Origin of the sequence: Achromobacter sp. RW408 (assembly GCF_003184165.1) — a bacterium.
In the GTDB taxonomy this organism is placed as follows: domain Bacteria; phylum Pseudomonadota; class Gammaproteobacteria; order Burkholderiales; family Burkholderiaceae_B; genus Achromobacter; species Achromobacter xylosoxidans.
The window spans coordinates 253,811-267,984 of the sequence record NZ_QHHO01000040.1 but is presented as its reverse complement, the minus strand read 5'-3'; the positions used below and the strand labels follow the sequence as shown (position 1 = coordinate 267,984).

The 14,174-nt window shown below is 71.5% G+C and carries 4 protein-coding genes; all 4 read right to left on the bottom strand.

From position 1 onward, the window contains the following. A partial coding sequence (locus DK459_RS30755) for a DUF4880 domain-containing protein (protein WP_199234270.1) occupies positions 1–332 on the bottom strand: 332 nt, incomplete at its 3' end. Positions 333–431: 99 nt separating this feature from the next. Further along, entirely contained in the window at positions 432–947 is a 516-nt protein-coding gene (locus DK459_RS08770) for an RNA polymerase sigma factor (protein ID WP_110134641.1), read from the bottom strand. Between the two features lie 30 nt (positions 948–977). Continuing rightward, positions 978–1,697, bottom strand: coding sequence for a TonB family protein (locus DK459_RS08765; RefSeq protein WP_058207312.1), 720 nt, complete (start codon positions 1,695–1,697; stop codon positions 978–980). Positions 1,698–1,822: 125 nt separating this feature from the next. Further along, positions 1,823–14,125, bottom strand: coding sequence for a filamentous hemagglutinin family protein (locus DK459_RS08760; protein ID WP_110134640.1), 12,303 nt, complete (start codon positions 14,123–14,125; stop codon positions 1,823–1,825). Positions 14,126–14,174 lie beyond the last annotated feature (49 nt).

Here is a 14,174-nt window from a genome sequence, read left to right as displayed (position 1 = left end):
TCCCACGCCGGCCACAGCCGCAAGGGCGGCGCCACCACCGCCGCCGCGGCCGTGGCGAGGAAGGCGCGTCGGCCCCAGCCCGGGGCGGGGCCACGGGCGGGTTGGCGGGCGCGCTGCCGTTGCAGCGCCAGGCCGGCCGGCGCCATCAGGCTCCAGAGCTGGCGCTGCGCGGCAAAAGCCTGGGCGTGCCGTTCGCTGGCCGAGCACCATTGCCTGAGCGCATCGGCTTCGCGCAGCGTGGCCTGCCCGGACGCGATCAGGCGGATCCAGGCGCGGGCCTCGCGTTCGATATCCGCCTGTCTGCGATCGGCGGGCTGGCTTGCGGTCTTCATTGCTCACTCTCTCGATGCCGCCGCGCCGCCACTGCGGGCGTTGGCGCGCGGTTTTTCCCCTTGACATCCATAGGACGACTCTCGCAGCCGGAACCCGCCTCATGGTGACAATAATTTACGTGTTCGCCGCGCACAGTACTCATGGGCGTTGCGCAGTTCGCGTTCGACGGTGCGCAACGACACGCCCAGCCGCTCGGCGATGTCGTTCTGCGGCAGCCCCTCGACCCGCGCCGCCAGCAGGATGTCGCGCTGGCGCGCCGGCAGCTCGCCCATCGCGCGGGTCAGCGCATCGAGTTCGGCGCGCCCCTCGGCGATACGCTCGGGCCCGGGTGCCGGGTCGGCGATGTGCAGCAGCACCTCGGCCTCGGCGACGGTCAGGCGCCGGTTTTCCACGCGCTGCTGGTCGACCGCCACATTGACCGCCATGCGCATCAGATAGGGACCCGGGCTGTCGACCGGGCCGAGTTCCTCCTTGCCTTCGAGGCGCAGCCAGGTGTCCTGCAATGCGTCGCTGGCCAGGTCCGGGCAACCCAGGCGCCGCGTCAGGCGGGCCTTCAGGTCGTCGTAGCGTTGCAGCATGAAATCGCGCAGGACCGACAGGCTGGAGGGCATCATGGATCGCGGGGCAAGGATTGACGGCGCGCGTCAGTACGCCGGGCAGCCCCGGTCGTGTTCCGGCGACTGCGGCATGACCAGCATCACGAACGGCTGCAGCAGGTCCGGTGGCGGCGCCTTGTCGAACACGGCCTGGTCCAGCGCCAGCACGATCTCGTCGTCCTTGGCGCGGTCGCCGGTCGAATCGAGCACGCGCGCCCGCTCCACCCGGCCCATCGGCGAAACTTCGAAACTGATGGCCGCGCGGTAGTCCCCGGCACGGGTGGCGGGGTTGCGGCACAGCGCCTCGCGCACGCCGGCCTGGACCACGCCGTAGTAGCTGCGGTAGAAGGCGCCGCGGCTGCCGTCGGTGCGGCGCGTGGCGGACGTCGCGCGGTCCTTGCGGGCGGCGTGTCGCAGGATGAATGCGTTGGCGGCCGTGTATTCGGCCGCCAGTCCCGAACCTTCGATCAGCATGCGCAAAGCCGCCTCCGGCGTATGGATTCCCTTGACCGCGGCCGAACGCCGCCCCACCGCCAACGCGGCGCGATACACCACCGAACTGCCGGTGACATTGCTGTATTGCTCGAGCGCCGATTGCAGCGGTTGCGCCGGCAGGTCGAACTCGAAGACCCGCAACAACGGTTCCTGGGCCATGGCCGGGCGCCAGCACAAGGCCGCGCAGACCCCCCACAGGATCCACCAGCCCAACCATTGGCGCCCCTGGCCACGCGCCGGCCGCTTGCCCGCCCTGATTGGCTCCAGATGCATGCCCTGCCCTTGTCGCGCCCCGGCGGCTGAGGGGGAGCCGCAACACGTCGTGCTAATCGGTGAATGGGCAATGTAGGTCGCGCTTGTGACTGCGGCATGACAGCGGATCGTCAGCTTTCCAGCTCCTAGCCACCTGACAGGCCACGCTGCTCCGGTTCGGTCAGGCGGGCCTTCTGCGCCGCGTCCAGCTCGCCGTTGCCGACCATCTGGAAGATGCTGCGCGGGTCGTAGCCCTGTGTCGCGGCCGCCGCGCCCGGCCCCGGATTGCGGCCGGCCGGCGCGGTGGCGCCGGGCGATCCCGCGCCCGACAGCGGCTCGCTGCCATTGCCCAGGATCTGCACGCTGATGATGGACGGCAGGTTGCGGCGCGCCGCCGCCTGCTGCTGGCGCGAGGTCTCCTGCGCGCCCTGGGTCGCCCCCGCCGCGGCCGCGCTGGCGCTGGTCAACGCCGCGACGTTCACCGCCGCCAGCGCCGGCACGCCGGTGGCCTTGCCCTGCCCCACCACGTTGGCCGCGTTGACCACCTGCAGCGCCGCCAGGTTGACGTTGCCCGAGTAGCGGATGCCCGCCTCGCCCGCGTCGATGGTGCCCAGCGGCGCCACCAGGTCGACGTCGCCCGGCGGCACCTCTGGAATCGGGTTGAGGGTGGCGATCCCGGCGCCGGTGCTGGGCACGGTGGGCGACAGCGTCACGTTGCCGACGTCGTCATACAGGCGCCGCTGCGGCGTATACACCACGGTGCTCTTGGCGCCCCGGCCGCTGTTGATGTCGCCCTCGGCCGACCAGCCCAGGATGTTGCCGCCAAAGGTGGTCATGACCCGGCTCTGGCCCAGCAGGATGCTGCCCTTGGCGTACATCTGGATGTCGCCGGCGCCCTGGGTGATGATGCCGGCGGTGGACGGCGGCGCCACGCCCTCGACGCCGAAGACCACCTGGCCGCCCGGCGCCATCAGGTGGATCGAGCCGCCGTACAGCGTCTGGATGCCGGAACCGCCGAACAGCGTGATGTCGCCCTGGTAGCGGATCGGCCGGCCATCCGCGCCGGTCGTCGGGTACAGCTCGGCGATCGCCTGGCGACCGCGGGCGTAGCTGCCGGCGCGCGGCCCGATCGGGTCGTTGTACTCGCGGCCGCCCGCCGTCAGTTCGGCGTAGTAGACCTGGCGCAGGAACACGCGCTGCTGCTCGGCCGGCAGCGCATCGAAATAGGCGCGCGCCCCGTCCGCGGCGCCGCCGTAGCCATGCTGCGCGCGCAGCCAGTCGAGCAGTTCGCCTTCGTAGGTCTTGGCCGTCTTGCCCGCCTGGCCGGACAGCGGCTGGCCCGGATCGGCGCGATTGGCCGGGTCCAGGTAGCGGCGCGCAAACGCCGCGTAGTCGCCTTGGCCGCCGGCGCTGGCAACGATGCCTGCACCGCCCTTGCCGGTGGTCTGCCCGCCGTTGATCGGGCCGATGCTGGTGAGGCGGCCCTTGTCTTCCTGCGTCAGGTTGCGGCCGGCGCTGACTTCCAGCCAGCCGGGGCCGGCCACGTCGACGTTGGCATAGAGGATGTCACGGCCGGCGACGACGCGGGAAACGTCGTTGGGTTGGTGATTCAGGACCAGGGCCTTGAGGTTGACGATGTCGCCGCCAGCCTGGATGCTGACGGGACGGGCGGCGTGGTACTCGATGCCGTCCTTGGTCGTTATCGTGCTGCCGGTAGACAGGCCCACGATGTCGCCACCCGCATAGAAGCGCGCGATCCCCGCGTTGGACAGGGCGGGACGCCCCGCCGCCGAGTCCGTGCCGAAGGCGAGCAGGCCGCCCTCCAGGCCCACGGCGTTGCCGGCGCTGACCGCCCCGCTGTCCCATGTGGCCTGGTAGGCGGGGCGTTCCGGCGCCGCGATCGACGTCGGGTCGGCGCCCGACACGCCGGTGCGATAGCCGCCGCCATAGAGGCCGCCGCGCGCAAGCATTTCCACGCTGCCCTGGCTTCCCGGCGCAAAGGACCATTCCGTTGCGGCGTTGGCCGAGCTGGCGTGATAGAAAATGCTGCCCGAAGCCGCCACCACGCTGACGCGCGAAGGATAGGCAAAGACGTTCGCATACCCACTGGCACTGTATTGGTACTGGTTCTTGGTCGCCAGGTTGTCGTTGTGGCCGGCGGTGATCGGCGTCAAGGCGCCGCCCGCGGCGAACAGGTCCAGCGAGGTCCTCGCCGTCCACAACGAGAACCAGCTATTGGCCCCGCCCGGCTGTTCCACGCCCTCGTGAATGAAGGGGGTGGCCGACAGCTGGTACATCCTGCCGGCATCGCCCACGCCGCCCAGGACCAGATCCCCGCGTGCGTTCAGCGCGGCGGTGGCGTCGCCGGCCACGATGGCCGGACCGCCGGATGGCGCCGCCAGCGTGGGACGCAATGGGTCCAGGCCACGGGAATCCGATCGGTCCACCGCCCGATACAGCGGATCGACCCGTCCGATGCTGCGCGCGTCCACCTTGATGGCGCCGCGCAGGTTGGTCAGGACGCCGTTCAGATCGGAGTACGGCGCGGAAATGTCATTGACCCCATCGCTCGAGCTGGTTCGCAAGGGATTCAGCGCGCCGCCGACGCGCAGGCTCAAGTCCCCGCCACCGGTGGACACACGCTTGCCGTCCGGCGTGATCCGCCCGGTGCTGCCCACGGCAAGCGCCAGACCCTGCATGGTGGGATAGGTATTCTGCAACGCCACGGGCTGGGTCAGCACGCCTGCGTCGCCGCCCACATTGACCGACAGATTGCCGCCACCGAGCGTGCCGAAGCCGGTAAAGCCTTCCACCGATACGCCCGGTGTCTCGAATATGGAAAAGTACGGCGACGGCAGGTAAGTCCCGAAGTTGATCCACCAGGCCGTCTGCTGGCCGATGCCGGCGCCCCCCTGGCGCCACAGCCAATAGCCGGGGTAGCTTCCCGGCGCGGGCGCCGCGCCACGGGGATCCTGGCCGTCGAACTTCGACGGCAGGCCCCGCACCGCGCCGCGCATGTCGCCTTGCACATTCAACAGCAGGTCGCCGCCCCGCTCGGGATACCAGGCGGCATACTGCCCGCCGGTGACGAGCGGCTCGTAATTGGCCGCGGCGGCGCCGAGTACGGAACCGTAGCCATCCGCGCGGCTCATCAGCTCGTCATAGGCCCGCGGCAGGTTGTAGGCGTCCCTGCCCAGCGCATCGAGAATGGGATTGCCCTGGGCGTCGCGCACGGCGTCCGACGGCGTGCCGGCGGTGTAGATGCCGTAGTAGGAACCCTGCTGGAAGTTGCCGCCGGCCAGGATGTCGAGATCGCCGCGGCCGGTGCGGATCACGCTGAAGATGGGCGATTCGCCCAACAGGCCGAAGCTCAGGTCCTGCAGGTAATGCGGATCCGACAGCTTCACATGCCCGCGGTCGCCCAACTGGAAAGCCGGCAGCAGCGCGCGGGTGTCGGCCGAATCCAGGTCGGCGCCGCCGGCCAGCCGCAGACTCCAGGACGAAGCGCCCCGGCCCAGCATGGGCGCGACGGCCCAGATGCGGCCCTGTACCCCATCGGCGTTCAGGTCCCGCAGTTCCACCGTGCTGCCGTTGAAGCGCAGGTCGGTTCCGCTGGGCAGGTAGGCGCCGGCCGCCAGCGGCAGGTCGGCGGCCAGGGCCAGCGGGGCATTGAAGATCGACAGCGGCGTGCCTTTGGGCACGGTGAAGGTCCGCACGGAGATCGCCTGGTTCAATGCCATGCCCGCGCCCAGGCGGGCGCCGGCCGTCAGCGTCAAGGCGGCCGGCAGCACGCTGCCCTTGGCGTAGAGCGTGCCGTCCGCCGCGCGCACGTCGGCCTCCAGCACGGTGCCGGCCGCCAGGGTCAGGGGCTGAGCCAGTTCGACCTGGGCCGGCAGGCGCGCGTTGGCCTTGATGGTGTTGGGCTGGATCGGCAGGTCGAAATTCAGCGATTCGGTCTCGGTGTTGGGAAACACCGTGCCGCCGGCCAGCGTGACCGCGCGCGGCAGAATCAGGCTTTGGCCGGCCACGTCCACGCCATTGGCGTCATCCGGCCCCGCCCGGCCGATCAGGCGCCAGGCGCGGACGTCGTCATCGGTGCCCAGCGGCGGCGCGAAACCGTCGGTGATGCTGCCGTAGATGTTCAGGTCGCCCTTGGCGCGCACCAGCAGCACGCCGGCCGCGCCGAAGCCGCGGCGCGCCGGATCATTGCGGTCCGCGTCGGGGCCATAGCGGTAGTTCGACAGGTCCAGGTCGCCCTCGACGCGCAGATCGCCGTCGGCGGCGCGGCTGACGATCTCCACGCCGGGGCGCAACCCGTAGCCCCGCAGCCGCGCGCCCAGCGCGGCGTTGGCCAGCGCGGCGTTCATGTAGGTGACGCTGTCCGCGTCGATCTGGTCCAGATAGGCCTGGGTGATCACCTGCGGCGTGCGGCCGGTGATGTCCGGGGCCGTGGCGAGGGGCGCGTCGTCGTAGCGCCGGAAGGCATTGACCGACACGCGCTCGGCGCCCAGCACGTTGGGCGTGCCGAGGATGTCCAGCGCCACGTCATCGGCGCCCAGGCGCGGCGCGTTCAGGTCCAGCGTGCCGCGCGGGCGGCCATCATGCTGGCCGGGGCCATTGCCCGCCGCCACGCCGGTGCCGGCCCGCAGGTCGATGGCCGCGTTGGCGCCGAGCACCAGACGGCCCTGCGTGGCGGTCAGTTCGACCACCGCGCGGTTGGGGCTGTCGATGATGTCGCCCCGGCTGTCCACGCGCAGCAAGGCGCCGTGCGCGTCCAGCAGGCCGTTGACGATCAGGTCGCGCCGGGCCGACAGGCGGATGCTGCCGACCTGCGCGCCGCCGGCGTCGACCACGCCATTGACCGTCAAGCTGCCGCCGTCGACCGCGATGTTGATCCGCCGGGCCTTGATTTCATTGCCGATCACCAGGTCGCCGCGCTTGAGCTGGAAGGCGCGCGAGCCGGTCACGCCGCCTTCGGTCAGGCGCTGGTTCAGCGCCACGAAGTCGGCGATGGCCTGGGCCCGCAGCGCGATGCCGCCAGCCTCGAACGGCACCAGGGTGCCGCCGGCATCGTACTCGCCGCTGGACTGCCCCTTGATGGCGCCGCGCAGGTCGATCAGGCCGGCGCCGGCGTCCAGCGCCGTGGCCGTGAGCCTGCCGGCCTGGTTGTAGCGCGCCGACAGATCGATGATGGACCCGGCCGCCTGGACGATATCCCCCTTGCGGCTTTCGAGCTCCACGTCGCCGCCCCAGCCATAGCGCGTCTGGTCGCCCAGGGTCACGGCGCGACCGCCCAGGTCGAGCCGCGCCCCGCTGGCCAGCGTCAGGCCATGCTCGGCCTGCGCCACCAGCTTGCCGCTGGGCAGCACGATGGCGCTGTCCAGCTCGACTTTGCCGCCTTGCAGGGTCAGCGTGGCGCCCCACGGCGCTGCGGCGTCGGCCGGCGCCGCGCCGGTGCCCGTCAATTGCAGCAGGTCGCCCGCCGTCAGGCGCGTGACCGAGCCGTTGCCGCCCGTGAGCATGGGCGTGCGCAATAGCAGCGAGCCGCCCTGGTACTGGAACTTGCCATCGACGAAGTCGCCGCGCGCCTGGTGGACCTCCAGGCTGCCCTCGCCGCCCGCGGTGATCTGCTCGGCGGCATCCATCCGCACGCTGGAGAAGCCCAGCGCCTGGCGCCGCATCTGCTGGTGCGGCACCTGCAGCGTGCCGTTGGCGTCGCCCAGCACGATCCGGCGCGCGCTCAGGTTCAGCGTGCCCAGGCCGGTTCCCGCCCCGCCGGCCGCGATCGGGGCGGGCTCGGCGTTGGCGACGCCGTTCCAGACCAGCGTATCGGTGGACAGGGTGGCGACGTCGCCGGCGCCGCCGTAGCCATAGATGGCGGGCGTGTTCAGCACCAATTGCGCCAGGCTGGAGTTGCCGGTGGCGGCATCCAGTGTGCTGAGATTGACGTTGCCGAAGAAATTGACCGAGTCGCGCAACGAGAAGATCACCCGTTCCAGCGCCGGCGCGCCGACGCTGGTGTCGCCGTCCAGCAGGCGGCGCAACAGGTCCTGCGACAGGCGCAGCCCCGCGGGCAGAACGCCGCGCGCCATCGCGTCCGCCAGCGCGGCATCGCCGCCCGCGTTCAGGCTGCTGGCGGCCACCACCAGGTTGCGGGTGCCATAGCGCAAGGCGTCGTGCAGCACCAGATTGTTGCTGCCAAAGACCACCGTGCCATCGGAGTAAAGCTGGGTCGTGCCTGCGCAGGCTGTCGCCGGGCAGGCGCCAAGCTCGATGCGGCCGGATTGCGCGCCCAGCCCATTGCCGAAATCCAGCCAGCCATTGGAGATGGCCAGGATGCTGTTGTTTCCTCCCGCGCTGCCGAACCGGTAGCCCTGGCGCGCGTCATAAGGGGCGGCGCCCATCCCCAGCGTATTGATGGCCGCGCCGCGTTCGACCACGATCGACTTCGCCTGGTCGACGATCAGCAGCACTTCGGGCGCGCGCAACTGGGCGCCGGCGCGCACGATGACGTCGCCGCCGGAGCCGGCTGCCGTGCCCAGCTGGCGGTCTCCCGCCGTCACCGGCTGGTACGCCCAGCCGCCGAGCGACAGGCGGTTGGCGGCCACCGCGTTCAGATCCCTGTCCCGCAGCGCGATGCCGGCCGGCGAGGCCGTGGACGCGTCGTTGACGATCTCGAGCGCCGCGCCGTTGGTGCGAACCAGCAACTGGCCGCCATAGCCGTCCCTGGCGGGCGTGAAGCGGGCCTGGCCGTCGAACCGCAGCGCCGGCCCGGCGCCGGGCAGGTTGCGATAGTTGAACTCCAGCGCCGCCGCGTCGGCGGGCAGCATCGGCCGCGGCTGGCCACTGCTCGCGGCCTCGGCCAGCACGAAGGCGCTGTAGTCCATCTCGTTGTACTGGGCATGCCGCCGCAGCACGTCGCCGGGGGTGACCAGCGCCTGCCGCGGCATGGCATCCACGGCGCCGGTGTTGGACAGGCCGCGGATGGCCGCGACCGACCAGGATCCCCCCCGCAGCGTACTGGCGTTGCCGCCCAGCGCGCCCTGCCCCAGCTCGACGCGGTAGGCGCCGGGCAACAGGGCGTAGTAGGACGGCAGCAAGGTATAGGTGCCCGCGGGCAGGCCGGGCACGCCGGCGCCGATCGTGATGGTCTCGCCGGCGCGCGGACGCGAGCCGGCGTAGCCGCTGGCTTCGTCGCGCGGCGCCACCGGCGCGTAGCCGTCGGCCAGGCCCGGCATGATCGCGTAGACCGGCCGGTCCGACAGCGCCGGCAGGTCGAATTTGCCGCTCGCGGCATCGAACCGCGGCAAGGGATGGAACAGCGGATCGGTGGAGCCGCCTCGCCCGCTGATGAACCCCGCGCCCGCCAAGGTGCCTCCGCCGGACAGGTCGATGACCGCGCCGGCATCCACCGCGATCGATCCGCCCAGCAGGGAAATGCCCCTCACCACCTGGAAGATGTTGGTGCCGCCGACGCCCACGGCCTCCACCGGCGCGCCTTGGTAAAGGTAGCTCAGGCCGTCGACGGTGCCGCCATAGGGCACGGTGAGGCCCGCCGCGCTGACGGAGGTCAGGCTGCCGGGCAGCAGCCGCACCTGGCGGGTATCGCCGTTGATGCCGATGCCCATGACGATACGTCCCAACGGCGCAAACACGTTACCGCCCTGCTCCACGTTGGGCGCGTTCAAGGTCAGCGCGCCGAACACGGACAGCGGCGCGACGCCAGCCTGCGGACCGGCCACGCCCTCGATCCGCAACACCGCGTCGGCGTCATAGGGAACGCCGCCGCCGCGCCACCCGGCCACCGCCAACCCCTTCGCGCCCGTGGCGGGATAGACCCGCTGCCCGGCCAGCAGCAGGTTGCCCGCCGTCAGGACGGCGCTGGTGTCGCTCTGCCCGCTGATGGGGATGTCGGTGGCGCCCGCGGTGGCCAGGAACCGCAGGTCACCCCGGCTGCGCAGGGCCACGTTGTCGTAGCCACGACGTTCGATGGCCAACTGGCTGCCGCCGCCCAGCCTGGCCGCGCCGGACATGCCGGCATTGACGCGGTTGCGGATATCGATCTGGTCGGCGTCGACTTCAAACAGCGCGGCGCCCGGTAGCGTCGACGGCTTCCACGCGTTGAGCGTGGCCTCGACCTGCTGCACGATCGCGGGAGTCAGATTGGTGCGGCCGCTCAACAGCACATAGGGCGCGATGATGCGGACGGTGGCGCCCGCCCGGGTGTTGCCCAGCGCGCCCTGGTACAGGCTGATCGATTGCCGCGCCTGCAGCGTCACGTCGCCGTCGAAGGTCAACAGGTCGCGCGCATACAGCGACACGTCGCCAAAGCCTCCCGCCGCGATCTGGTCCATGCCAATACGGCCCAAGCCATAGTCCAGCGCGGCGCTTTCCGGGGCGATGCCGGCCGGCAGCAGGCTCGCGCCCGCCGTCTGCGAAATGCGCAGCTCACGCGGCCGTATCAGGGCCTGCTGCGTGCCGGTCGCGTACAGCGGGGTTTCCAGCTTCAGCGACAGGGCTCCGCCCGCGGCGCTGGCGCCGCCCGCCGCGGCCCGCATCGCGCCATCCAGGTAGAGGCCGGCGGTGGCGGCCAGCGCGATCTCGCCGCCCTTGCCGCCAACCCGCCTGGCGCCCGCGCCGGCGCCGTCATCCACCGGCACGTCCACGGTCATCGCCGAACCCGACGCTTCCAGCTCCGCGCCCGGCCGAATGACGACGAACTCGCCGTCGATGGCGATGCGCCCGCCATCGAGCTGCTTGCCGTAGCGGCGGCCACGGGCGTCCACGGCCGTCGCCGCAATGCCGCCCACGTCGAGCCTCGCGCCCGATTCGATCCAGACCGAGTTGGGCAGGCCGCCCAGTTGCGCGGTGGCCCCCTGGTCATCCGCGCCCCGCGCCACCACGATCTGGCCGCCGGGCGCTTGCAGCGTGCCTTGCACCCGCATCAGCCCGCGCGATTGCAGGCGGATGGTCTGGCCCGGGTCGACCCGCAGTACGGCATCCTGGCCGATCCGCAAGGCGCCCACCGTCTGCGGCGTCGCCGCAACGAAGGCGGACAGCGACAGGCTGGCCCCGAGCCGCTGGCTCATCCGGCCGGTGACGGCATTCTCCTGGAACAACGGCGGCGTCCACAGCGTCAGCGCGTCATCGAAGCCGGCCAGCTGCGGATCCGGCGTCTCGGACCTGGGACGATAGACCGGCATCGCCACGTCCAGCGCCATGCCGTCGGCAACGGTCAAGCCCTGCGCGCCGTTGATGTCGTAGCGCGCGAACCCGCGCTGGAACAGGTCGCCGCGCAACACCAGGCCATCGGCGCCGGCATCGGCATCCGCCGCATCGCTGATCAACACGCGGTTGGCGCCGACCCGCAGGGTGCCGCCGCCGTTGACGCCGTAGCCATATACCGTGCCGGCCAGCGACACCCCCACGGGTCCCGGACCGGGCACGCTGCCGTTCAGCGCCACCTGCTCCAGCGCCACGTCGCCGCCCTTGCCGCCGCTCAGCCGGCCCTTGACGTCCAGTGTCGCGCCCGAACGCGCATCCAGCACGCTGCCCGCCGCCACGGCAACCGCGCCGGTGCCGCGCAGCGCGATCTGCCCGCCATTGCGCCAGGCCAGCGCATCGACGTCTTGCGGCGCGCGCCGCAGATTGGCCCACAGGCCGCTGACATCGATGCTTGTGCCGGGCGCGACCTCGACCCGCGCCGAGGTATTGGCGGCCGGCGCCAGGAAAACCTCGCGTTCGACGCTCTGCAGCACATTGCCGGCAGCCACGCGGCCGCCGCGCGCCGTCAGGTCGCCCTGGATGGAGACGTTCGGCGCGTATAGCTCGATCAGGCCCCCGGACGCGACCCGCAGATCCTGCCCGACGGTCACGTCCTGCGCCGCCACGGCGGTGACCTGGCCCAGGCCCGCGCGGCTCAGCGCCGCAGCATCGAGCCACACGGTATCGCGGCGGTCCGCCGGCATGGCGCCGTCCAGCCCGAGCCTGTCGGCCAGCGGCGGCATGGCATCGGTGAACAGGATCTGCCTGGCCGCGGCCGCCAGGTCGTACCCCCACGAAGTCGTCGTTGCGCCGGTGATCTGGCGTGCCACATAGCGGCCAACGATCAATTGGCCCGCCTGCGCCCGGGCCAGCTGCGACTGCTGGTAGCCGGTCTGCTGCCGCAGGCCCGCCTCCACCGCCTGTCGCGCCTGGGTCTGGCGTTCGCCCTGGAAGGCCTCGCCCACGATACTGCCTTCCATCACCGCGGTGCGCGTGCCGATGACCAGGCGGCCCGCGTCGCGTCCGGCCGTATAGCCGTCTTCGTAGCGCTGCCGGGGCGCCAGCAAGGCGCTGTAGAAATAGCGGGTGGCGCTCTGGCCCCAGCGCGCGTGGGTGTCTTCGAAGCCGCGATACAGGCCCTTGTAGAGCAGGTCGCCGGGCGCGCGCGAGACTTCGTACAGGCGGCCGTCCTCGCCCCGCAGCCAGCTCTGCTGGATGTTGCCGCCCGCCACGTCCAGCGTGCCGCCCGAGATGTTGATGAGCGCCCCCCGGCGGGCGACCAGCTCGCCGCCCTCCACCGTCACCGTGCCGCCGATCGCCGCCCACTCGCCGATGCCGTGGCGCTCGGTGCCCAGGTAGCCGCCCACCTCCAGCAGCCCGCCGGCGGTGTACCAGCGCTCGCGTTCATAGCCGTTCACGCCCTTGGCCACCTGCACCAGCGCGCGGCGGTCGATCCAGATTTCACTGTTGTTCAAGACCTTGCCATCGCGGTTGAGCGGCGCGTCGCGCAGTTCGTTGCCCTGGATATTGATCTTGAGGTTGTTGGATTCCATCGTCACCTTGACGCCGACCGCGCCGGCGACGTCCAGCAACGCACCGTCGTTGAGCAGCGTGCGGCGATTGGCCGCGATGGCGATCTGCCCCCCCGTGGCCAGCGCCAGCGCGCCGTCCCGGGCCTCGACCGTGCCGCCGCTGGTCACCTCGATGCGCGACTGGTCGCGGCGATCGGGCAAGGCGCTCAGGTGATCGAAAGCCTGGCCCGCGGTCCGATGATTGTCGCCCTCCTCCGGCGCTGGACGCACCAGCGTGTCGCGCTGCGCATCCAGCGCGACGGTGCCGTCGTTCTCGATCAGGATGGCGGTGGTGGAATCCCGGCCGAACACGACGCTGCCGCTGGCGTCGCTGGCCGAATTCAGCAGATGCACCGTGCCGCGCGTGGTCACCGACGTGGTGGCGATGGCCGCGCCCTGCTGGCGGACCTCGTGTCCGGTCAGCGTGATGTCGCCCAAGGGCGACTGGATCAGGCCGGTGTTGGCCGCCACGCCCGCCTGGCTGCCCGCATTGCGGCGCGCCGATACCTCGTTGCCACGGGTGGTGGAACGGACGTTGGCGTCCGATCCCAGGCCGCGGCGGATGATGAAGGTATCGCCCGCCGCCAGCACCGTCTGGCCGCTCGGCGTCGTGATCTGGCCGGCGTTGTGGACTTCGCGGCCCAGCAGCAGGACGTAGCCGCCGCCCTGGGTGACGCCGCCAGGCGCGCTGGTCTGGATGCGCGCGCCGGCCTCGACGCGCACGTCGCCGGTGGCGTTGCCGGCGCGGGCGGCGTCGCCCTGGCCGACCAGGTCGTTGCCGAAGCTGGGCGTGTAGCGCTCGTTGGCGCTTTCACCCGTCTTGCCACTGTACAGGCCGCTGCGGAACTGGGCGTCGCTCATCCCCACCGCGGCGGCGACCAGGTTGCGCGTATTGACCTGGCTGGAACCGCTGAAGACGATGCCGTTGCGGTTGACGATCATGACGGTGCCGGGCGCTTCGATCTGGCCCTGTATCTGGCTGGGCCGCGCGCGCGGGTCGTTGACCCGGTTCAGCACCGACCACGAACTGGCCTGCTGCTTGAACGATACGGTGGTGTTGCGGCCGACGTTGAAGGTCTCCCAATTCAGGATGGCCTTGTCGGCGGTCTGGTCGACCGTGACGACGGTGCGGCCGCCGCGCGAGGATTGCGAGCCGGGCGTCAAGGGACGCGCATTGAGCCAGCCGGCAGTCAGCGGATTGGTGTCGACCTTCAACCCGTCTTCGGCCATCCCGTCCGGCACCGGCGACCCCTGGTGCAGCGCCGCCTGGCGCGCCGCGGCCTGGGCCGCCTGCTGCGCCGCGATCGCCGCCGCGCCCCGGTTCAGGTTGGCGAGCGAGCGCTGCAGCTGCTGGTTGGCGCGCTGCTGGTCGCGCAGCGTCGACGGAATGCCGGCCAGGCCGCCGCCGGGCAGGCGCCCGGTCGCCGCGGTCTGCGCCTGCGTGGCGCGCTTGTCGGAGAACCAGCCGGGACCGAACGCCGGGCCGGCCGCCAGCGCCGGCGCCGCCGACAGGGCGAGGACCAGGGCGTGCATGGCTGGCGACAGCCGGAATGCGGGGGCGCCCCGTTGTCCGCCCTTGTCACGTCGGGTCACGCTGCCTGTCTGCTGGTTCATGCCGTATCTCTGATCCTGGGTATGCGCCGCTGCGAAAGGCGGCTGTCGA

What these genes read in the sequence shown, in the direction of transcription:
- DK459_RS08760 (WP_110134640.1), bottom strand. Translation starts at nt 14,125, where the DNA reads ATGAACCAGCAGACAGGCAGCGTGACCCGACGTGACAAGGGCGGACAA.
- DK459_RS08765 (WP_058207312.1), bottom strand. Translation starts at nt 1,697, where the DNA reads ATGCATCTGGAGCCAATCAGGGCGGGCAAGCGGCCGGCGCGTGGCCAG.
- DK459_RS08770 (WP_110134641.1), bottom strand. Translation starts at nt 947, where the DNA reads ATGATGCCCTCCAGCCTGTCGGTCCTGCGCGATTTCATGCTGCAACGC.